Source organism: Phyllobacterium sp. 01N428, from assembly GCF_056399405.1.
Window position 1 is genome coordinate 988,440 of sequence record NZ_JBFTRH010000001.1, and the last position, 21,667, is coordinate 1,010,106.

The following is a 21,667-nucleotide window of genomic DNA, read 5'->3' on the forward strand; positions in this document are numbered from 1 at the left end:
TGTGCATAGGGTAGACATGGACACTTTGAAACTCATCGCGCTCGATGAGGAAGATCTGCAAATTCTTTCCGCGCATCTGCAGGATTCCGTGCTCAAGGTGAGCGATATCGATTACCTTGCCGCCGAGAAAAAGCTCGTTCTCGCCGTCAATCGCTTTGTCTGGGAACTCGCCGCCGATGGCAAGCGCCATCGCAGCTTCGAGCGTCGCCGGACGGCCGTCCTTTTCGATCGCGTCATGAGCGTCAAGGCCACGGGGATCGATCGCAAGTACAAGGATGACATCCTGTCGCTGCTGGCGATCCGCTTTATCGTCGGCGACGCGCCCTCGGGCGCTGTCGAGCTGACCTTTGCCGCCGGCAAGGCCCTGCGGGTCGAAGTCGAGGCCATCGAGGCGCAACTCACCGACCTCGGCGGCGCCTGGGAGACCCCGTTCAAGCCCGACCATGATGCCTGACCGGCAAAGGAGCAATTGACGTGGCCATTGTCCTCAAGCAATCGCAACCGGATTTCGAGGCGGCGTTTTCTGCCTTCCTTGCCACCAAGCGCGAGGTTTCGGAAGATGTGGACCGCGCGGCTGCCGATATCATCCAGCGCGTGCGCGCCGAAGGTGACGCGGCGCTGATCGATTACTCGCGGCGTTTCGATCGCATCGATCTCGCAGCGCACGGCATTGCAATTTCGCCGGCCGAAATCGATGCCGCGGTTGCCTCGGCGCCGGCAGTGACCGTGGAGGCGCTGACGCTCGCTCGCGACCGCATTCACTCCCACCACGCGCGCCAGCTGCCCAAGGACGATCGCTACACGGATGAGCTCGGGGTCGAACTCGGTTCGCGCTGGACCGCTGTCGAATCGGTTGGGCTCTATGTTCCAGGCGGCACCGCGAGCTACCCGAGCTCGGTGTTGATGAATGCCGTTCCGGCCAAGGTCGCGGGCGTCGAGCGCGTCGTCATGGTCGTGCCGTCCCCGGATGGCAAGCTCAATCCGCTCGTCCTCGTTGCCGCGCGGCTTGCGGGCGTTTCGGAAATATATCGCGTCGGTGGTGCGCAGGCGATCGCAGCGCTCGCCTATGGCACCGGGACAATAGCTCCTGTGGTCAAGATTGTCGGTCCGGGCAACGCCTATGTGGCCGCGGCCAAGCGCCGTGTCTTCGGTACGGTCGGCATCGATATGATTGCTGGTCCATCGGAGGTGCTGATCCTTGCCGACAAGGAGAATGACCCGGAATGGATCGCAGCTGACCTTTTGGCCCAGGCCGAACATGACAGCGCCGCGCAGTCGATCCTCATCACCGATGACGCCGCGTTCGGCGAAGCTGTCACTGCAGCAGTCGAGCGGCAACTCCTTGCCCTGCCGCGCCGGGAGACCGCGAGCGCGAGCTGGCGCGATTTTGGCGCCGTGATTCTGGTAGACGATCTCGAAGCCTCGCTCCCCCTCGTCAACCGGATCGCCGCCGAACACCTCGAGATTGCCACGGCCGAGCCGGAAAACTTGCTCGCAGGCGTGCGCAATGCCGGCGCGATCTTCGTCGGCCGTCATACGCCCGAAGTCATCGGCGATTATGTCGGGGGCTCCAACCATGTGTTGCCAACAGCGCGGTCGGCACGCTTTTCGTCCGGGCTTTCAGTGCTTGACTATATGAAGCGAACCTCCATCCTGAAGCTTGGCGCCGATCAGTTGCGCGAACTGGGCCCGGCCGCAATCGAGCTTGCGCGCGCGGAAGGACTTGATGCGCACGGCAGATCGGTAGCGATCCGGTTGAACCTTTAGGACGATAATGACAGCAACGGGCGATACCGATGCACGGCTGATCGATGTGGAACTGGACGAGACGATCGGCCGTTCGACACCGGATGTCGAGCATGAGCGTGCTGTCGCGATCTTCGATTTGATCGAGGAGAACAGTTTTCGTCCCGTAAATGACGATGGCCCCGGGCCCTACCGTCTCAAGTTGTCGCTGGTCGAATCGCGGCTGATCTTCGCGATCGCGCGCGAGAACGGCGACGATGTTGTTACGCACATCCTGTCGCTGACGCCGCTCCGCAAGGTGGTCAAGGACTACTTCATGATCTGCGAAAGCTATTACGAGGCTATCCGTTCGGCGAGCCCGAGCAAGATCGAAGCGATCGACATGGGGCGGCGCGGTCTGCACAATGAGGGCTCGCAGACGCTGATGGATCGCCTCAGCGGCAAGATCGAGGTGGATTTTGATACCGCGCGCCGCATCTTCACCCTGGTTTGTGTGCTGCATTGGCGGGGATAGGCGAACCGACGCCCGTCGGTCCGGAGCAGTTGCCGGACGATGAAGGGCCCGCCAAATCCGCGATGCCAGGCGCGGTGCTGTTCATCTGCGGCCAGAATTCGATCCGCTCGCCGATGGCCGAGGCGCTTGCGCGCAGTCTCCTGCCCTCTTCCGTCTATGTTGCCTCCGCAGGCGTCGAGAAGGGCGAGCCCGATCATTTCGTCGATGAAGTTCTGGCGGAGATCGGCCTCAAGCGCATTGCTGTCCAGCCGCGGACCTTCGAGGAACTCGAGGATCATTATTTTGATCTCATCATTACATTGTCGCCCAAGGCGCACCATATGGCACTTGAGTTGACCCGGACGACGTCAGTGCATGTGGAATATTGGCCGACGCCCGATCCGACGCTCGTACGCGGGCGCCGCACCCAGATTCTCGATGCCTATCGCGACGTGCGCAACAACCTGAAACGCCACATCGAGGAACGTTTCAAGGCGGCGAACTGACCCGCCAAACCCTTGCGTGCATTTGCTGAACTCCGTTGTTCACAAATGGCGCGCAATACTATAGGTTCCGCCCAAAATTGCGGTCGAGCACGACCACAAATTGCCCTTTCGGAGATAGAACTACGCATGGCGAAAGAAGAAGTACTAGAATTTCCCGGCCTCGTGACGGAACTGCTGCCCAACGCGATGTTTCGCGTCAAGCTTGAAAACGATCATGAAATCATCGCCCACACGGCAGGCCGCATGCGCAAGAACCGCATCCGCGTTCTCGCCGGCGACAAGGTCCTTGTCGAAATGACCCCCTACGATCTGACCAAGGGTCGCATCACCTACCGCTTCAAGTAATCGGCCCGGACCCGTCCGCAGGAAATGCCTTGATGAGCGATCAGCCAAAATTCGTTCTCGCGTCCGGTTCGCCGCGTCGTCTCGCCCTGCTGGGCCAGATCGGCATCGAACCTGACCGCCTGCTGCCTGCCGACGTGGACGAGACCCCGCTGCGCGCCGAACACCCGCGCTCGCTGGCACGCCGCCTGTCCCGCATCAAGGCGGAGCGGATCGCCGAGGAGTTGAAGGGCGATGCCGAGTTCGGTGAAGCCTATATCGTCGCCGCCGATACGGTGGTCGCCGTAGGACGGCGCGTCCTGCCGAAGGCCGAAATTCTCGATGACGCCACCGCATGCCTTCGCCTGCTCTCCGGCCGCTCCCACCGCGTCTATACCGGGCTTTGCCTGATCACGCCGAAGGGCAAGCAGCGCCAGGACCTCATCGAGACGCGCGTACGCTTCAAGCGTCTTTCCCGCGAGGAACTGGAGAGTTATCTTGCGTCAGGCGAATGGCGCGGCAAGGCCGGCGGCTACGCCATCCAGGGCCTTGCCGGAGGTTTCGTCGTCAAGCTGGTTGGCTCCTACAGCAATGTGGTCGGCCTGCCGCTCTACGAGACTGCAAGCCTCTTGCATGGCGAAGGCTACCCCGTCTATGCCAATTGGCAGAATTCAGGTCATTGAGGGGATCGGATCCCGTGACTGACGATAACAAGAGCACAGCCAAGGTCATGCCGCTTCGGTCGACGCGTCCTTGCCCCGAATGCAAGCGCCCATCGCACCGCGAACATTATCCCTTCTGTTCGGCACGCTGCCGCAATGTCGACCTCAACCGCTGGTTGACCGGCGCCTATGTGCTGCCGGCGGTGGAAAGCGCCGACGACAGCGACGGCGAGGACTGATCAGAGCTTTATGATGCGCTGTGTTGCCGGCTGCGACAGCACGATGTTGACGGCGCGCAGTGCATTGATGCTGTCGGCAAGCGGCATGAGTTCAGCGCCCGTCTTGCCGGCCCGTATGGCCGCCATGACCGCCATTGTCTGAAATTGCAGACCTGTGCCTGAGAAGGGGTGATCTTCGACGACCCGTCCGGGAACGGGCAGGCGGGCGAGGAGGTTGCCGAGGAGACCGCGCGCTGCCGGCAGGGGCCCGAATGGCGGCGTCAGCGCAAAGCCGTGAAAGGTGGTCAGGCTGCGCGCGCCGGTAAATGGCGCGTCGATCCGGATCGCACCCTTTGTGCCTTCAATGACGAAGTGATTGGCGCCATCCTTATCGAGGCCTGAGGATAGCCTGGCTTCCGCCTCATCATAGTGCAGGACAATCTCGCAGCGCATGTCCACGCCGTTCGGCGCGGCGTGCCAGAGGCCGGAGACCTTCTGCGGCTGGCCCAGGAAATGCATGGCGAGCGAGACACAATCGATGCCGAAGGTGAGCCCGGCGCCGCCGCCGAGCGAGCGGTTGAAGAACCGGCTTTCGGCGTCAAAGGCGTGCAAGGCCGACAGTTCGGCGGTTATCCGCCGTATCGCACCGATTTCGCCGGCATCGACCTTCTTTTTGGCCGCAATCACAGCGGGCAGGAAGCGCGCCGAGGACGCTTCCATGGCAAGGATATTGCCGCGTGTGGCTTCGCGCTGGATAACGGCGGCTTCCGTGTGCGAAGGGGCGAGGGGCCTATCGATCAGCACCGGCTTGCCCGAACGCAGCGCCTTCAGCGCCTGTGCGAGATGCAGCGAGCTCGGGGTTGCGATGTAGACGGCGTCGATAGCGGGATCTGCGATGAACGAATCAAGGTCGGCATAGGCGGATGCGCCGCCGAAAGCCTCGCGGAATTTTTCGGCGCTGGAGAGCATTCTCGAGTGATTGGCGACGAGCGCCGCATCGGGAAGCAGCGAAAGATCGGACGCGAAACGGCGGGCGCTCTCCCCGCTGCCAATAATTCCCCAGCCAAAGGCCCCAGCCTTGGCGGACTTCTCCCCCGTCTCGACCATATGTTGCGAATCCCGTCTCCGATGCCATCAACAAACGCATCAATGCATGCCCTTGGCAAGAGGCAGAAAAACGGCAAAAAATTCGCGAGTTGATGCTGGACAGGATGATTTTTAGTGTTATAACCCACGCGCTTCTGACGGAAAGCCAACCCCGTCCACAAGCTTTGCCGGACAACGGAAAAAGCCTTGAAGTGCCCAGATAGCTCAGTTGGTAGAGCAGCGGATTGAAAATCCGCGTGTCCGTGGTTCGAATCCGCGTCTGGGCACCACTTCTCTCTCGTTATCGTTCTAGATCAATGCGTTAGAGCGCAATTTTGTCTCGCCGTATGTTCATTCGTCAGAAAGTGGGGCACTTGTTTATGACGCTTTCTGAAGGCGATCGAAAGCTCGTTTCGACCGCTCCGAGTGCGCAAACCAAAGACAGCAAGGCGGCACTGAAGCCTATTTAATGATCCAACGTTCGATCAGTGTGCGATTTGCGGTCATAATCTGGCGCCATTGGGCCAAGGCGTCGTAAGGAAAGATTCCTGTGATCAATATTTGCAAATCGCTTAAGTAGAATTCGTATCTACAAGTCGGATTGAGCGTGTCCGGATGGCATTCCAATCGAATTTCCTCGCGCGGATCAGCCAGGCGGACGTAGTCTTCCGTACTTACTGCGGGGCTGCTGCCGGCCTCGAGATCGATGACGCGCAGCAGTCCATTCACTTCGGGTCTCAAAAGAAAGCGGTTGTCGTAGACACCCAACCAGGTGAAAAGCCAGCTCGAGGGCAACTTATGCTTGGCATAATCTGCGTCCGTGGCCCGCTCAACAAAGAGTGCCTGGACTATATAGTCATCGGGACCGGGTTTCGGATGCCCATCCTCCTGTACCCGGAAATAGGCCAACCCATAAGGGTCTTTTTTTGGCGCCCTTAGATCGGGCATCCAGAAGTTAAAGCGAAAGACATCCCGCAACGGCTGACAGTTCACTAATTCCGGAATTGTTAAGCTGTGATAGCCGTAAGGTATTGCAAATGCGGGACCATCCTTGAGCTTGAATTTAACCAGGTAGCCGGGATCGATCGGCGAGGAGCGCGTCCATACCTTCGTGTCGTCCGGAGAGACTGGCTTGCAAGGATATTCGTTGGATAAAGCGGCCGTCGCCCATAGGAGCGTGACAATAGCCAATAGCATTCGTCCCCATCTGGACGCTGCAGTCACGATAACGTGCCTTCTGGGATCTGAGGGGCTGTCATCGAGCCTACGAGTCGCTTCCATCGGCACAAACTCTCAGCCTTTGTCGATGAAAAGAAAGTCGGTGCTCGCCCACGCGATCGAACCGTATATGCAGAATCCATCGACCGGTCCCCATTGGCGCCGAGGGAATCCATGCATAAAAGGTTGCGAAGTAACAATTCTACTTTGTGCTAACTGCCTTTATGACTCCCCTGAAAAGGCCGCGTCTGGGCACCACTTCTCCTGTGACCTCATCGATTTACGACCCATCACGCCAATGTCGTGGCAAACCGAGTGTCTCCCAGCGAATGACCCTATGACCGGCTGCCCCAGTGCTATGCGGTGCGGCGCAAATCCAGCATGAAGCCGCGTTCGACGAGGTCTTCGGAACCGCTAAAGCGCAGTGATCCGGGGTAGGCGAGCGAGAAATCTTCAGAAAAATGCGGGGAGGCGAGAATGGCGCCGTAATGGGCGCCGCCGTCGGCATGGCCGCCAACTTCGACGATCTTGCGAAATTCGTCGATGGAGTCGGATGAAAAGCGGTAGTGCAGCAGGACACCCGTAATCGGCGTGAAATTTCGCATCGATGGCGCCGGTCCATGGATGCTTCCGAGGCGGTAATGCGTTGCGTCATCGACCCACAGCAATGGAAACTTCGACAGGCGCATGTCGCGGCCGAACAGACGCTGCCGCGGGCCGCCGCGCAGCGCACTGCCGTAGCGCTCATGCTTGACCGTGTAGCCATCGCCGTCAAAGTGGGAGGAGATCTCGAAAGGCCATTTGCTGCCATCATCGACGAAGACGCCGCTGCTGAGCGCGCCCGCCGGATAGATGTCGATCATCGGGCAATGCGCCCGCGACATGCCGGCGCGTTCAAGATCGCCGATAAAATCGCGGATCGAGCGGCTCTCCGAGCCTGGAAAGACTAAAAACTCGTCGGCGTCGAGCGACAGGTACCAGCGATTGCGGCCATATATGTCGAAGAAAGCATCGCGCCAGTCCTTGCCGCGATCGGTATCCTTGTACTCTAACTCCGAACTGAACAGATCGACGTCCGGCTGGTTGGAAAGCGCCGCGGTCGTGCCATCCACCGAGCGGTCGTCGATGATGATGAAGCGGGTGACGCCGAGCGAGCGGTAATAGCGCAGGAACGAACGGATGTAGTTGTTGGCGTTCCTGACAACGCAGATCGCCGGTATATCGTGTTCCAAGAGCGGATGGTGGGGCCCGGATTGCCGCACAAGCTTCGGGTCGTTGACGCGAACCCCGATTTTGGATTTCGCGTGCCGAAAGAAGGATTTCAGCTTCCGGACGACAGGCACGCTCCCCTGCTTGTGCCAATCGGCAGTGCGTTTGACGGGGTATTTGAAACTCATGCTGGTCCGATCCTCTGTCCCGCCTTCAACTACGCGAAACCAGAAATTGCAAGCGCAATCTTTATCGGTGGAACCTTTGGATAGTTGCAGGGTTTCCCTTTGCGCACGAAAGAGCCCGAAAGCCAACTACCGGATCCGGTAACGCTTTCGCTCGTTCTCAAGCGCTTGGATGGGCAAAGTTTTACAATTGCATGAAAGCTTGTGGTTGAAAGAAACCGGTTTCACTTTGGCAAATGAATATTTGCGGTTGCAGTATTATTGTCATATAAACCCGCCATTGTCGGGTAGAGCCGCGCTGCCACTGATTTAGTCCACACGGGGCCTTTAGGGGCGAACATGCTTGGAAATCAGGGCGGTTAGGAGAAATTCATCAAAGAAATTGGGCTGGAATCAGGGAAACCTTAATTCCTATTTATTAGACTTTTGTCGTAGAGACCCTATAGTGAACTACTTCAAGCTATAGTAGAGTTAGCTTATAAGAAGCATGGCAACAACTACGGCAACAGGGCAACGGCATACAGAAAAGCAAATAAAATCTGGGGTTTAGCATAGAATGAAACTGACGGTTTTTGGAGAGGCGACTGTTAGTCTGGGCGGCCAGCCTGTGCCGCGCGTCCCCGCAAATTTCCTTCGCATCGTCGTCTATCTGCTGCTCGTCAATGCCAGCCATTCCGTCTCGCGCGGCAAGCTCTCGCAGGTGCTCTGGTCGGATACGGATCAGGCCCATGCCTCGATGAACCTGAGGCAAAGTCTCGCTCGCATCCGCAAGTTCCAGGAACAGTACGGCCTGAACCTTATTCAGGGCGATGCAACCTACGTCTACCTCAACCTGTCGCAGGTGAAGGCTGAGTTGTTGAGCATCGACCTACTCGAATACATCAACAATGCGCGCCGGGGCGATATCGAATCCGTCCTTGCCCTTTGCGAGCTCTACAAGGGCGATCTGCTTGCGCCCAACGAGCCGCAGAATTCCGATTTCGACGAGTGGCTCGACATCGAGCGGGTGCGCCTGCGCGACGACATGATCACGATGCTGCTCGGCATGGTCAACCAGCCTGTCGGCGTCAGCATCGATGAAAAGCGCCAATGTGCGCGCAAGCTCATCGAGATCGACCCCTACCAGGAAGTCGGCTACCGCACCCTGATGCAGACCGCCTCGCAACTCGGCCTCATCGCCAAGGTGGAGCGCACCTTCCGCGAATGTACCAAGCGCCTGCGCGACGATCTCGACGTTGATCCCGAAGAAGAAACCGTCGAACTTTACCAGCAACTCCTGCCCAAGCTTTCGCCCGCAACGACCCGCAGCCTGATCCTCCCGCTTGCGCCACAGCCCTCCAACGGCAATGGCCTGGAAATCCAGACCCCGCGCGCAATGCAGGCGAAACATCAGATCGAACAGAACAAGCAGGTGGGGCTGCCGCGGCTGATGGTGCTCTATATGCACCACAATGCCGCCGATCCCATGGAGCAGCTTGCCGCCTCGCTGGTCGACGACATCACCATCGGCCTTTGCCGCCTGCGCACAATCTCCGTGCTCGCGCCCTATACCTCGGCGCGGGTAGTTACTGAATCGCCGATCGAGAGTTTCGGTGGGCTGAACGATCAGTTCGGCGTCAACTATGTGGTCGACAGCAAGATCACCCGGCGCGATGGCTTCTGCTTCCTCTCGGTCAAGCTTGTCGATGTGGCGACACAGGAAATCGTCTGGGCCGAGAAGCAGAAGTTCGATTATGTCCTGCCCGAGCAGCAATATCGCCAGCTTTCGATCCGTATCATCCTCTCGGTCGTCTCGGTCATCGAGAAGTCGGAACTCGACCGCTACAACCGCCTGATCCAGGATCCGAACGCCTATTACTGGTATCTGGTCGGCAAGCGCGATTTCGAAAAGCTCGATCTGTCGAAGCTGCGCCAAGCGCGCCAGTCGTTCAAGAACGCGCTTACCGCCTCTGCGGATTTCGTGCCGGCGCTGAGCGGCATTGCCCGCACGATGCAACGCGAGTGGCTCGTTCTGGCACGAAGCGACAAGGATATCCTTATCGAAGGCGAAAAGGTTGCAAAGCGCGCGGCTCCTGCTGATCCTGACGACGAGCGCCCCTTGCGCGAACTCGGCACGATCAGCATGTATCTCGGCAAGTTCGACGAGAGCCTGGAATATTTCGACCAGGGATCAACGATAAATCCCCAGCACGCTGACCTTCTTGCCGACTACGCGGATGCGCTTACCCACTATGGCGCACTCGAAGAAGCCTTGGAGAAAATCCGGCAGGCCGTGGCCCATAACCCCCTGGCTCCCGACTATTACTACTGGGTAGGTGGAGGTGCTCTACACAATCTTGAACGGCATTCTGAAGCTCTTGAATGGCTGCAGCAAATGAAAAACCCGCGGGCGGCGGCTCGATTGATCGCGGCGTGCTGGGCCATGCTTGGCGAGCGCGAGAAAGCAGAAGAATACAGAGCGTATGCGCTCGAGGACAATCCCAATTTTAGAATTGATGACTGGATCAAAGGATTAGGCGTCAGGTTACCTGAACAGCGCCAGCGATATGAAGCATCTCTGCGACAAGCAGGCTTCCAATAAGCACCTCCAAACTAACAGCAACAGAAGGACATCAGCATGGCGAAGTATTTCATAATCGGCGAGACTGGAAGCGATGACTTGTGGCTCGTTGATGTGGACGAACGGCGTGTAGAACCGCTAACGGAAACCACTCTCACAAGATCGAGTGTCGCCAACGCTGACCTGATGCAGTTTGTGAGTAAGGCACGCAAAGTTGGAATTGCGACGCTAAAAGGCATCGACATAGCAATTGCAACCAGTGGTCGTTCCGATATTGAGGCTCAGATGTTCTCGGGAGATCCAGTGGAGCCAAAAGACTAAAAATAGTTCCGAATTTTTGTAACAATCAATAGTTCTCCTTGATCTGTTTCAGAATCGTCATACCTTTGCCATGTGGGCTCTCCTTCATAGAAAGGTTATTCGCATGGCAAAGTTTTATATCGTGGACGACGTGGATTCCAACAAGCTCTGGCTTGTAAATACGGAAACCCGAACTGCTGAGTGTCTTGATCGTGATTTGATCGGTTCGCTGGGATTGGCCGGTCAGGAGTTTCTTTCTTCAATAGGCGGGTTGTTGAACGACCGCATTGCTGCAAGCGACGGCCGTAGCGATGCGTCCGATCGTGCTTTTTCGTTCGACGGCCGCAGTGACGCGTCCGATCGTTCTTTCTCATTCGACGGCCGTAGCGATGCGTCCGATCGTGCTTTTTCGTTCGACGGCCGTAGCGATGCGTCCGATCGTTCTTTCTCGTTCGACGGCCGCAGTGACGCGTCCGATCGTGCTTTTTCGTTCGACGGTCGCAGCGATGCGTCTGATCGTGCGTTTTCCTTCGATGGCCTTTCCAATGCGTCCGATCGATCGATCTCTACACATCATGCAGGGTTGAACTGACGAAAACGGCATTCGGAGTTGATTTGTGTTGAATGCGTAATGTGCGGCCAGATGGAGTTGCAATGAAACCATTGGCCGGGGTTCGCGATCGGTTGGCGGCTGACGAAGCAAGGCTTCGCACCGCCTTCCGCGCCGGCGAACCATCCTCCACGCGCCTGATCGATGCGGATGCGACGGTAAATCGTTTGCGTCCGCATTTTTCTGCGCTCGGCATCGTGCGCATGGCCGAGGTCACCGGCCTCGATCGCATCGGCATTCCCGTGTGGATGGCTGTGCGGCCCAACGGCCGCACCCTCGCCGTCAGCCAGGGCAAGGGCGTCACCGCGGCCCACGCCCGCGCCTCGGCGGTCATGGAAGCGGCCGAAATCGCCATAGCCGAAAACATTCCGGTGGCTTCCTTCGCCGCCAGCCGCCGCGCCTTGCGCGATGCTGGCCACGAAGTCTTTGACGGGCGCATGCTGCTGATGCGCGGCGCGGACGAGGCCGGCCCCGACGAGACGGATCATTGGCTCGAAGGCTACGATCTTCTGAAGGACAGGCCGGTTTTCGTGCCGCGCGAACTGGTGACGCTCGATTTCACGGCGGAACGGCAGTCCTTCCACTATTGCCAGTCGACCGACGGCCTTGCTTCCGGCAATTGCCTGCTCGAGGCGGTGATTCACGGGCTTTGTGAGCGCGTCGAACGTGACGCCACCGAACTGTGGCGCTTCCAGCGCGATGCCGGCGTTCATGCGCGCTGTGTCGATCCCGCGGTTTTTGCCGATGCCGGGATCGACTGGATGGCCGAGCGCATCGCGGCGGCAAATTTCGTCCTGCGGCTCTTCAACACCACATCCGATATCGGCCTGCCGGTGTTCATGGCGACGATCAGCCCCGCTACCCAGCACGGAACCTACCTGCATTTCGACCTCGCCGCCGGCTATGGCTGCCATTTGTCGCCGCGCGTTGCCGCCATGCGCGCCATCACCGAGGCGGCGCAGACCCGCATCACCAATATTTCCGGCGCCCGCGACGATTTCGACCCGTCGGAATATCACCAGCGCCTCGCGCCCGACCTTGCCGTCTACATACATGCGACGCCTTCGGACCATTGGCGTTTCGAGGAGCCGGAGCCGCATACGCGCGCCAGCCTCGAAACCTATCTCGAACCGCTGCGTCGGTGCGGCATCGGCAGCGTCATCGCCGTGCCGCTCGGCGGCGAAGCCTATGGCCTGTCGGTGTGCCGCGTGCTCGTCAATGAGCTCGAAAGTCCCGCCGGCACGCGCAAGCACCGTTTCGGCGGGCGTGCGCTCAACGCCATGCTGCGGCAGTAGGAGGGGCGATGCAGGTTCTCTTTGCAGGTCCGAGCCTGTCCGGCACCAAATTCGTGCCGCTGAAAAGCGGCGAGGACAGGGTTCTCCCTGAATATGGCCTGACGTGCCGCGGCCCGGCGAAATGCGGCGACATCACCCATGCGGTCGATCAGGGCTTTGACGTCATTGCGCTCGTTGACGGACGCTTCGAGGATGTCGCGGCCGTCTGGCACAAGGAGATTCTGCACGCCCTCTCGGCCGGCGCGACGGTTTACGGCGCGGCGAGCATGGGTGCGCTGCGCGCCGCCGAGTGCCACCCCTTCGGCATGATCGGCATTGGTCATGTTTTCGAGCGCTACGCCCATGGCGGGCTCGAGGACGATGCGGCGGTCGCGCAGGTGCATGCGCCTGCCGAATTTGGTTATCGTGCCTTCAGCGAAGCCATGGTGACTGTCGACGCCACGCTCGACGCCGCACTCGCCGCTGGCTCCATTCATCGGGACGAGCATGATCTGATCCGCACCAGGGCGGATGCAGTGTTCTTCAAGGAGCGCAGCTGGCGGCGCATCTTCGACGCCGTCGCTGCGGATATCGAAAATCCGGCTGACCGGCTGAAGCCGCATATGCGCAACATCAAGCGCGAGGATGCGCAAGCGCTTCTCGGCATCCTCTTGGAAGGCAAGCCTTCGGCTCCTGGAGACGTTTCTCCTGAATTTGCCGGATGGCGCTTCAACGCAACGACGCAGTGGCGCAAGCTTCGCGGCTGAAGGCTTCTATCTCCTGAAATGATAACTGGCGCAGTTCAAAGTGTTCGGGACGACACCGCCGGAAGCCGATCGCGCATGAATGAATTCGGTCTAATTGCGCCTAGACCCAATTAATTATCCGAATCTGCGACTTTAGTCGCAAAAACGCGGTTTGAGTCACGCTTGCGTAACGGGAGCATTCATAGTCTCAACCCGTGGTCGCAAGTTTAACGCATGAAAACAAAACAAAAAAGCATTCAAGCGTGTGTGGGAGCAAGCGGGCAGTCAGTGGGGGACCTACGCCGGAATTCTATAGTATGCCAGTCAGAATTTCGGCGTAGCACCCCTGTCCCGGACCATAATCACTTCGATTCCATTCCAATCCCGACAGCGGGAAAATGCGCGTACCTCCAGGTGAACGCAGCAAAATGTTGTGCGCTGAGCATCGTGATGAAAGATTTCCCTATTTCGACTGTTCGTCCTCATCGCCAGCTGCAAGCCATTGCACGAGAATGGCCACGGACATAGGTCCGAGGTTCGGGATGAGCGTCAGGTCGAGCTGCCGCGCCCAGGCGCGTTCCGGCTCCCAGTCGGGAGCCATGTTCCATGGCGTGCCGCCATATTCGATCCACAAGGCATTGACGATCCGTGAATGCACTGTCTTGGATGGGCAGAAGTTTTGCAGGCGGTTACTCATGATACCCTTGGCATAATGTTGCGTGAAATTGCATTTTCTGTTCACTCGGTGGGCTTTAGGCCCGGTCGACATTCGCCGCGGAACGGGAAGTGCAACGACTGAACGCGTTGTCACGCATGGCCGGGTAAATTCCGGTCAGTACCACCAAGGACCCGTCAACGAGTCCGGCAATCGAAGCGATAGCGCGCCGTGTCTCTTCTTGATCCTGGCGTCGTATCGTCGTCTTTTTCCGCCGCTGTTTGTTCAGCGGTTCTGGCATGTGTGTCACGTTGCAGGCCCCCCAAAATGACCCTTTTCATTCTTGCCTGCGTCCTCCCCCACGGCGACGCAGACCGTTGCTTCATTCGTAGCCGCAGCTTTTAAGCGGCTAGACGTTTCTTCTTCCACAAAAAGAAGCGTCGCTGGTTGTTTAGTGTACAAATCAGGAGAATTTTCGGATTTATATTTGAATATTAGCGGTTAGTCTTTATATTTCACGATTTCCTCAATCATTGTACCAAGAATAGGGTATAGTATATTGATATTTCGTCAATAATTAATAATGATTAACGGTGCCATAAACGCCATAGCAATAACTACTAGAAATGATGCAAAACGAGGTTCCATGCCGCGTCGGCGACATGGGCCGGTGCACCGGGAATCACGATGGATCGAACTGGGGGGCTCCTCATACCGGTATCCTGTACAGCTTGATGAACGCCCATATATCCCGATTAACTTCGATGATGGCGTCGATCGTTGCCTGGATGCGCTGAAGCTCCTGGTCGTCCAGGGCTTCGACCTTGCCGTATTTGAGGTTGTCGTCCATGTCGACGATGCGCATCAACTGCGTCGATGTCAGCACGCCAGCCTCATCGAATGAATAGATGCAATGGTTGTATTTGTTCCGCAGCCGCTGTTCGCGCGACATCCGCCCGGTGATCTCGAGCACTGCGGCCTTGGTTTCTGGCGGCGTCGAACTGATCTTCGCCAGCCGCTCGATCAGGTCGATGCGGGCGCGCGTCGTGTTCAACGTCAGGAAGATGACGGTCGCCGCTTCCTTGTTGGTGTCCAGCAGGTGGGCAATCAGGTAGATGAACAGGCTTTCGGTGTTCGTCCACGTGTAGTTGAGTTTGCCTACCAGCATCAGTACGTCATTGATGCGGGACATTTGCCTTGCCTCGGATTAGCTCAGACGGCCTGGCTCATCACATATGTGCTCTGCGGATGCTGGAGTGGTGCGCTATACCCTCTAAAAGGGGGCCGGGCCTCCTCCTGATCGATACTGTCGCGATAGATCGCGGCAGCCTGGGTCCGGTTATGGACGCGCAGCTTGCGGATGAGATTATGGACGTGCACCTTCACGGTGTGCTCCGACAGGGCCAGCCGATCCGCGATGATCTTGTTCTGCAGTCCTTCGGAAAGCAGTTCGAGGATCTGATGTTCGCGAATGGTCAGCGACTTCATCGGTCCGGCCGCGCTCTTCGCCTGGCCGTTCGCACCATGCGACTTGGCAGGCGCCGTCTTTTCCATCGAGCGAACGATGGTCGACGGATAGTATTCACCGCCATTCAGCAGCAGCCATACGACTGCAAGCCAGATGTCGAGCTTCAGGCTGAAGGGAAGCAATCCCTGGACCTGCTTGCTGTCAAAGAGTGTGTTGTATTCGTGAATGCCGGTGCTGTTTTCATCGATCATCAAAGTGATCGAAGCATGCGGAAAGCGATGCTTGCAACGTTCGACGCTATCTGCGAGATCGAAGCCGAAGCCGGCATGAATAAGGACGAGACCTGTGTTCTCATCCGATTCTTCGGTTTCGTTGAGCTTGCTCGAAAGGCGGATCTTCAGATCAGGGAAGGTGCGTTCCAGTGATTGTACCAATCCCTGGAAAACCACTCCAGCTTCGGCATAGATAAAGATGCCGTTTCTGAATTTAGAGCCGTCTTCATTCTTCGCCCCATGATGTACATGGTCCGACCTGGTATGCGATATTGTTGCGCTCATAATAAGCCCCTACGCCCTTTTAGTGAGGGAAGTATTTTCCCTCCGGATTTGTTTGCTCTTATTGTTTTTTTATTCGGGTGAGTTCGTTTATTTAGTGTCGTTCTGCTCCCTGCGCCTCAACTATCCCTGTTGATTAAGGAAGGATTAATAAATCGTGCGTGACACGGCCGTGACCGCCGAAAACTCAATAGTTTGTTGTGCCTAGCAGGATGGGCGCCGGAAGGCGGAACTAGTGCGCGAAGGGCCACCTCGACAATAGGGACTAAGACCTGCCGGACGCCCCTAATCCATGGCTCGCTCCACCTCTAAAAAGCTGCTCCGCGACGATGCTGAAAAGATTGCACTTTTTGATGAGCCGGCCAGCACCTTAGGTTGTGTGAAGTGGTAATCCCACCCCTAAACAGAATTGGTAGCTTAACCTTGGGTGGCTTTGGGGCTAACCTTACAAGGCTTGCGCGACGTTTGTGTGTGGGGAAAACGCAAGTAAAAACTCTCGTGTAAAAAACAAAATCTATACCATTGGCAATAGCAATCCAGAAACACGCTGGTTTGTTATCATAATAACCGACGTCTGTTAAAATAAAAGACCAATGCGAGCTCGCATAAAAACCTCGTTGGAAATGCATAGAGGTTCTTGCTAGCTCCGAAAACAAAACATCGGAGGGCTTTTTATGAGTAACAGTAAGAACAACACCTACAATTTCCACCCAGGCGGCGATCCGTCAGCGACTGCAGATGCCGATGCGTCCGCTGTGGCCGCCGCGCTGGCCTTACAGTTGCAGGGGCAAGCCCAGGGGCAACTGGAGGCTCAAGGGCAAGGACAGGGGCAAAGCCAAAGCCAGGATCAACATTCAAGTTCGGACAATTCGAACTGGAATGGCAACGGTAACCTCAACGGCAATGGTAACCTTAATGGCAATGGCAATCTGAATGCCAATGGCAATCTCAATGCCAACCTCAATGAAAGTGACAACCACAACGCAAATACCAACACCAACACGTCGGATACGGCCGTGCATGTGGATGTCGGTGTGAACCTGGATGGATATCTGCCAACCGACAACGACTTTGCAGATCTCGATCTGAGCCACACCAACTTCGACAACATGTTCATAACCGACTCGGGCAGTATCAACTTCGATCCAGGCAACGACGTTCACTTTTCGGACATCTTCAATGGCGCGTTTAACGGTGCGGGAACAAACACCGGATTCGCCATTAATCAGGTGGCCGATCTCGTCGACAACGATCAGCTCTCTCATGTCAGCCAAGACAACTCGGGCAGCGTAACGCTGGATGCAACCGGGGGCGCTGCTACAGCGGGCGATGGTATCGGAAGTGGTGCTGACGGTTGGGACAGCTGGTTCGGCAATCACGGCGGCGGCGCACATGCCGGCGACGATGTGGCTGGCTCCAGTGCGGCAAGTGCCGCAGCCAATCTGACATCAACAGCGTTCACGCAGGATATCGTTCTAGGCGCTAACCTGCAGCAAAACGCATTCGACGCTACCGTTATCAATGGAACCTACACGCATACCACCATCAGTGGTGACAGCGAGTAACGGTAACACGCAGGCAAACTGCCTGACATTGGTCTGCGCGAAATTTGCGCAGACCTCTTTGTCCAAAAGGCAGATGCCGTGAATGTGGCGGGGACTGCAATGCTGGGTTTCAGTGATCAGATTTCAGAGTCAATTGCCCATTTCGTAGGTTATTTCCACACATCCATCGAAGCCGCGAGAGCGCGGCTGGAATACCGCGAATTCAAGATCACCCCCGACGCCGATCCGCATTTCAAAGACATTCTTGCAATCGATACCCATACGACCCCGCAATTGCCGCCGGCGTTTTCAGACGCGCATATTGATTACACGCCGGTGCCATGGTCGCCGGTCGGCCTGCCATCGATGCCCTGGGTCGAAGTCAATCTCGACGAAATCGAAATCGGCATGCACCGACTGCCGCACACGCCGACCCATCCGCACGGATCAGGTTCAGATGTCGCGCATGGGGTCGTGGAAGAGGGGCCATATTTCGGGTCCGGTGCCTCCGAGACGTCGATGGTCTTGAAGCAGACCAACCACATGCAGGACAACGACGTCGTCATCATGGGCAACAAGATGCCGGTGAATCTCGACTTCACTGACGATGCTGGCTTCGCGCACCTGTCGTCGCAGGCATTCGCGGTCTCCGAATCCTTCACATCAGCGGCCGTTCCGGGTAACGGCGCCGAGGTTGCGCAGTTCTTCAACGATCAGCTTGGTTTCATCCATGCGGCAGCGACAGGACCGCTCGCGGCGACACCGGGTGTCACGGTTATTGCCGGACCGGCCATCGACGGCCTGTTTGTCAATGGCGAGCAGGTGACGAGCGCGCCGGGCATCAGCCAGTCGCTGCCGGATTTCATCAAGGCGACGGACCATGACGCGGCACAACCCACCATCGTGTCGAGCCAATCCATATTGACCGATGGTTCGGACCTTGCGGGTTCGGTGACCGTTCAGGCCGGCGCGAACCTTATGGTCAACCAGGTCGTCCTCACGAGCCTTGATGCGATAAGCGGGCATTTCGCGGTGGCCGGCAATCATTATCGCATCGATGCGATCGTGCAGACCAATGCCTATAGCGACAGCGATACTTTCGAGAACGGTTTCGCGGGACAGCAATCCCTGTGCCAACCTTCCACCAACGCGATGAACATCGCCAACTTCGTGCATCAGGCGGATAGTACCGGTGGAACCCCAGCATCGTCCGGCGATACGACGCATCTTCCGCAGAACTGGCAAATCACCGTCATCAATGGCGATCTCCTGCAGATGAACTGGATCTCCCAGTACAGCTTCATCTCCGACAATGACATGCATGTTCTCAACGCAACCGGTTCCTATACGACGATCACCACCGGCGCGAACATGTCGATGAACACTGCGACCTTCGCCGAACTGTGCAACACCTACGATCTCGTCATGATCGGTGGACACTATTACGACGGCAATTTCATCTTCCAGACGAATATACTGTTCGACAACGACACTCTGACCACGGGCGGTGCAGCCGGCGCATATAACGGCAAGCTTTCAACCAGTGACAACCTGTTGTGGAATGCCGCCAGTATCCAGAGTGGCGACGCGACCAACTGGGTTACGGGGATACCGCAGCATTATCGGGACGCACTCACAGGACTTGCCAGCGGCAACTATAAAATGCCGGATGGTTTTGGCAGCGACCCGAACTTTCACGGCATCGAGGGCCTCCGCGCGCTCTATATCACGGGCAGCGTCTACGATCTCAACTATGTCGAGCAGGTGAATATTCTCGGCGATTCCGACTATGTCGCGCATTACGAGGATTCACTTCTTGCCGCAACATCGAACACGCAATGGGATATCAGCACGGGTTCCAATGCATTGGTGAATATCGCAGCCATCGTCGACCACGACACCCACGGCGCCGGGCTATCCTATGTCGGCGGCGCGCTCTATTCCGATGCCATTCTGATCCAGGCTGAAATCATCGGATCACAGCCGCCGAGCACAGGGCCGGGTCAAGGACAGCCTTTGGCCAACGAGGTCGTAGCGTTCCTCGATCACGACGCAGACGCTTCGGCGCCGGCAGACCATTCGACATCCATTCACGTGCCCGACACCAGCCACTCAGTCGATGTCATGCAGACGGTCCTCTCGTAAGAACAAGAAGACGTGCGCCAGGGGGGCGCGAAATAGATGAAACATGAAGAGCAGGCAAATTTGCGGGTCGCCATGGAAAATGGGCGGCAGGCAGCGCGCGGAAATGAGCAAAACCGCTTCGACAATCTTCTCGCCGAGATGGAGGAAACCATCCTCAAGCTCTACCGCCGTGAGCCGGAAGAAGCCGCCACCGCTATGCCCGCTGCCGAAAAAACGTCGGTCGAGGAAATGCCGATCCCGGCACCGGTTGATCCTGAACCGCTCGACAAGGCTGCCGCGATCCCCTTGAGCGAAACGCCCGATATGAAAACGGACAGCTCCGCTGCCGCCAGCAATCCGCTGGCACGCGAAGTCGGGAAGGTTATCGAAGGCGATCGTGGGCCAGTTATGAAGCGCGACGCCGATCGCGGCGCGGCCGGCAGCTTTCACAAGCGCGTTGCCACCGCCAGTTTCAGCGACAGTTTCAACAATGGTGTCACGGCAGTTCGCAAGAATCTGATAATCGTCATGGGCTTCACCCTGTTCTTGAACATCCTCGTTCTCGCCATACCGATCTATCTCTTTCAGATCTCCGACCGCGTCCTGACGAGCCGCTCGACCGATACGCTGATAATGCTGACGCTGGTGATTGTCGGTGCCGTCGTTATCCAGGTGGTGCTCGATGCGATACGCCGCTTCATCCTGATGCGCACCGCGGTCGAGGTCGCAGTACAACTCGGCGCCCCGATCCTCAGCGCAGCCGCGCGCGCCTCGCTGAATGGCAATGGCAAGGACTATCAGGTGCTTGGCGACCTGCAGCAGCTGCGCTCCTTCTTGACGTCGGGGACCCTACTTTCATTCTTCGATGCGCCGATCGCACCGATTTTTCTCGTTGCGGTATTCTTCGTCCATCCGCACCTCGGTTACATCGTCGTCGTGTCGTCGCTGATCCTGATCTGCATTGCCTTCATCAACCAGCGTGCAACCGCCGCCTCGTTCGCCGAGGCAACCAACTTCCAGAGCCGCGCCATGCTGCATCTCGATTCGATGTCGCGCAATTCGCAGATCATCAATGCCCTTGCCATGATCCCCGAAGCTGTTCGCATCTGGGGCCGCGATATGGCGGGTTCGCTGCGTGCGCAGGTCAAGGCGCAGGATCGCAACATCGTTTTCGCGACCATCTCCAAATGCTCGCGCCTGTTGACGCAAGTGACCATGCTCGGCTGGGGTGCCCACCTTGCCATCGACGGTCAGATGACCGGCGGGATGGTGATCGCAGCTTCCATCATCGCCGGCCGTGCGCTCGCACCGATCGAAGGTGCCATTGAGGGCTGGAACAGTTTCATCCAGTTCCGTTCCGCCTTTGGCCGCATCAAGAACCTCCTGCAGACCTCGCCGCTGAATTTCGAGCGGCTTCGCCTGCCGACCCCGGAAGGCAGGCTCGACGTCGATCGCATTCTCTACGTGCCGCCGCCCAACAAGAAGGTCATTCTCAACGGCATATCCTTCACGCTGATGCCAGGCGAGTCCCTTGCGATCATCGGCAATTCCGGCGCGGGCAAAACGACGCTCGGCAAGATGCTGGTTGGATCGATCCTGCCAACGTCGGGCAGCGTCCGTCTCGATCTCATGGACCTGCGCAACTGGGACCAACGGCAGTTCGGCGAAAACATCGGCTACCTGCCGCAGGATGTGCAGCTCTTCCCGGGAACGATCAAGGCCAACATCGCCCGCATGCGCGAGGATGTGACCGACGAGGCGATCTACGACGCGGCTATCCTTGCTGATGTGCACGAATTGATCGCAAGCTTCCCGCAAGGCTACGAAACTGTTGTGGCAGGTGACGGTGCGCCGCTCTCGGGCGGGCAGAAACAGCGCATCGCGCTTGCGCGAGCCTTCTTCGGCAGCCCGACATTGGTCGTCCTCGACGAGCCAAATTCGAACCTTGACTCGCAGGGCGATGCGGCGTTGACCAAGGCGCTGTCGCACGCCAAGAAGCACAAGATCACGGTTGTCACGATCACGCAGCGCCCGGCGCTGCTCAGCTGCGTCGACAAGATCATGGTGCTCAGCAACGGTACGGTGACGATGTTTGGCTCGCGCGCGACGGTGCTTGAAGCGATTGCGCGCAAGAATAAGGAAGCCGGGATCATGCCGAGCATCGAAGCGGCGGAATAGGTGGGATAAA

At 57.7% G+C, this 21,667-nt stretch carries 21 protein-coding genes and 1 tRNA gene; 16 read left to right on the top strand and 6 right to left on the bottom strand.

The genetic code is table 11. The features are described 5' to 3' along the window. The first annotated feature begins 16 nt into the window (after nucleotides 1-16). The 7 genes from AC1DNI_RS04825 (at nucleotide 17) to yacG (ending at nucleotide 3,967) form a co-directional block, all read left to right on the top strand. A complete protein-coding gene (locus AC1DNI_RS04825) occupies nucleotides 17-454 on the top strand; it encodes a DUF2948 family protein (RefSeq protein ID WP_477691023.1) in 438 nt (145 codons plus the stop codon). Nucleotides 455-474: 20 nt separating this feature from the next. Next, on the top strand, nucleotides 475-1,767 hold the full coding sequence (gene hisD / locus AC1DNI_RS04830) for a histidinol dehydrogenase (protein WP_477691024.1): 1,293 nt from the start codon (nucleotides 475-477) through the stop codon (nucleotides 1,765-1,767). A 7-nt stretch (nucleotides 1,768-1,774) separates the two neighbouring features. After that, entirely contained in the window at nucleotides 1,775-2,260 is a 486-nt protein-coding gene (locus AC1DNI_RS04835; RefSeq protein ID WP_153668149.1) for a UPF0262 family protein, read from the top strand. A 62-nt stretch (nucleotides 2,261-2,322) separates the two neighbouring features. Then, nucleotides 2,323-2,745, top strand: coding sequence for an arsenate-mycothiol transferase ArsC (locus tag AC1DNI_RS04840; RefSeq protein ID WP_051614812.1), 423 nt, complete (start codon nucleotides 2,323-2,325; stop codon nucleotides 2,743-2,745). A 126-nt stretch (nucleotides 2,746-2,871) separates the two neighbouring features. Beyond that, the gene (infA, locus tag AC1DNI_RS04845) at nucleotides 2,872-3,090 is read left to right on the top strand and encodes a translation initiation factor IF-1 (protein WP_008122731.1); all 219 of its coding nucleotides are present in this window, start codon (nucleotides 2,872-2,874) and stop codon (nucleotides 3,088-3,090) included. 32 nt (nucleotides 3,091-3,122) lie between these two features. Next, a complete protein-coding gene (locus AC1DNI_RS04850) occupies nucleotides 3,123-3,749 on the top strand; it encodes a Maf-like protein (protein ID WP_027230308.1) in 627 nt (208 codons plus the stop codon). Nucleotides 3,750-3,763: 14 nt separating this feature from the next. After that, nucleotides 3,764-3,967 carry a DNA gyrase inhibitor YacG gene (yacG, locus tag AC1DNI_RS04855; protein ID WP_477691025.1) on the top strand — a complete coding sequence of 68 codons (204 nt, stop codon included), beginning with the start codon at nucleotides 3,764-3,766 and terminating at the stop codon, nucleotides 3,965-3,967. Here the strand turns inward: yacG and AC1DNI_RS04860 are convergent, their stop codons facing one another. Beyond that, complete coding sequence (locus tag AC1DNI_RS04860) at nucleotides 3,968-5,053, bottom strand: Gfo/Idh/MocA family protein (RefSeq protein WP_477691026.1); 1,086 nt, start codon at nucleotides 5,051-5,053, stop codon at nucleotides 3,968-3,970. Between the two features lie 193 nt (nucleotides 5,054-5,246). On the opposite strand from AC1DNI_RS04860, the gene AC1DNI_RS04865 reads away from it, so the two are divergent. Continuing rightward, nucleotides 5,247-5,322: transfer RNA gene (locus tag AC1DNI_RS04865), tRNA-Phe, on the top strand. A 172-nt stretch (nucleotides 5,323-5,494) separates the two neighbouring features. Here the strand turns inward: AC1DNI_RS04865 and AC1DNI_RS04870 are convergent. Both AC1DNI_RS04870 and AC1DNI_RS04875 read right to left on the bottom strand, forming a co-directional pair. Continuing rightward, nucleotides 5,495-6,223, bottom strand: a complete 729-nt coding sequence (locus tag AC1DNI_RS04870; RefSeq protein ID WP_477691027.1) for a hypothetical protein — start codon at nucleotides 6,221-6,223, stop codon at nucleotides 5,495-5,497. A 383-nt stretch (nucleotides 6,224-6,606) separates the two neighbouring features. After that, nucleotides 6,607-7,647, bottom strand: a complete 1,041-nt coding sequence (locus tag AC1DNI_RS04875; RefSeq protein ID WP_477691028.1) for a glycosyltransferase family 2 protein — start codon at nucleotides 7,645-7,647, stop codon at nucleotides 6,607-6,609. 553 nt (nucleotides 7,648-8,200) lie between these two features. Here AC1DNI_RS04875 and AC1DNI_RS04880 point away from each other — a divergent pair. The 5 genes from AC1DNI_RS04880 (at nucleotide 8,201) to AC1DNI_RS04900 (ending at nucleotide 13,155) form a co-directional block, all read left to right on the top strand. Continuing rightward, nucleotides 8,201-10,225, top strand: coding sequence for an AfsR/SARP family transcriptional regulator (locus AC1DNI_RS04880; protein ID WP_153668145.1), 2,025 nt, complete (start codon nucleotides 8,201-8,203; stop codon nucleotides 10,223-10,225). A gap of 36 nt (nucleotides 10,226-10,261) precedes the next feature. Next, nucleotides 10,262-10,525, top strand: coding sequence for a hypothetical protein (locus AC1DNI_RS04885; RefSeq protein WP_477691029.1), 264 nt, complete (start codon nucleotides 10,262-10,264; stop codon nucleotides 10,523-10,525). A gap of 121 nt (nucleotides 10,526-10,646) precedes the next feature. Next, entirely contained in the window at nucleotides 10,647-11,096 is a 450-nt protein-coding gene (locus AC1DNI_RS04890) for a hypothetical protein (protein WP_153668143.1), read from the top strand. A gap of 62 nt (nucleotides 11,097-11,158) precedes the next feature. Beyond that, nucleotides 11,159-12,409, top strand: coding sequence for a YcaO-like family protein (locus tag AC1DNI_RS04895; protein ID WP_477691030.1), 1,251 nt, complete (start codon nucleotides 11,159-11,161; stop codon nucleotides 12,407-12,409). An 8-nt stretch (nucleotides 12,410-12,417) separates the two neighbouring features. Beyond that, nucleotides 12,418-13,155, top strand: coding sequence for a TfuA-like protein (locus AC1DNI_RS04900; protein ID WP_477691031.1), 738 nt, complete (start codon nucleotides 12,418-12,420; stop codon nucleotides 13,153-13,155). Between the two features lie 442 nt (nucleotides 13,156-13,597). Here AC1DNI_RS04900 and AC1DNI_RS04905 read toward each other — a convergent pair whose 3' ends face one another. From AC1DNI_RS04905 to AC1DNI_RS04915, 3 genes are all read right to left on the bottom strand, one after another. Then, a complete protein-coding gene (locus tag AC1DNI_RS04905) occupies nucleotides 13,598-13,831 on the bottom strand; it encodes a hypothetical protein (RefSeq protein ID WP_139202545.1) in 234 nt (77 codons plus the stop codon). 667 nt (nucleotides 13,832-14,498) lie between these two features. Next, nucleotides 14,499-14,981, bottom strand: coding sequence for a hypothetical protein (locus AC1DNI_RS04910; RefSeq protein ID WP_027230299.1), 483 nt, complete (start codon nucleotides 14,979-14,981; stop codon nucleotides 14,499-14,501). A 20-nt stretch (nucleotides 14,982-15,001) separates the two neighbouring features. Continuing rightward, nucleotides 15,002-15,814 (bottom strand): helix-turn-helix transcriptional regulator, encoded by an 813-nt coding sequence (locus AC1DNI_RS04915; protein WP_477691032.1) that lies wholly within the window; start codon nucleotides 15,812-15,814, stop codon nucleotides 15,002-15,004. 671 nt (nucleotides 15,815-16,485) lie between these two features. Between AC1DNI_RS04915 and AC1DNI_RS04920 the strand changes: the two genes are divergently transcribed. The 3 genes from AC1DNI_RS04920 (at nucleotide 16,486) to AC1DNI_RS04930 (ending at nucleotide 21,657) form a co-directional block, all read left to right on the top strand. After that, nucleotides 16,486-17,376: a hypothetical protein gene (locus AC1DNI_RS04920; protein ID WP_228019234.1), complete on the top strand. Its 891-nt coding sequence runs from the start codon at nucleotides 16,486-16,488 to the stop codon at nucleotides 17,374-17,376. A gap of 99 nt (nucleotides 17,377-17,475) precedes the next feature. Then, nucleotides 17,476-19,500 (top strand): hypothetical protein, encoded by a 2,025-nt coding sequence (locus AC1DNI_RS04925; protein WP_477691033.1) that lies wholly within the window; start codon nucleotides 17,476-17,478, stop codon nucleotides 19,498-19,500. Between the two features lie 36 nt (nucleotides 19,501-19,536). After that, nucleotides 19,537-21,657, top strand: a complete 2,121-nt coding sequence (locus tag AC1DNI_RS04930) for a type I secretion system permease/ATPase (RefSeq protein WP_477691034.1) — start codon at nucleotides 19,537-19,539, stop codon at nucleotides 21,655-21,657. Nucleotides 21,658-21,667: the final 10 nt, after the last annotated feature.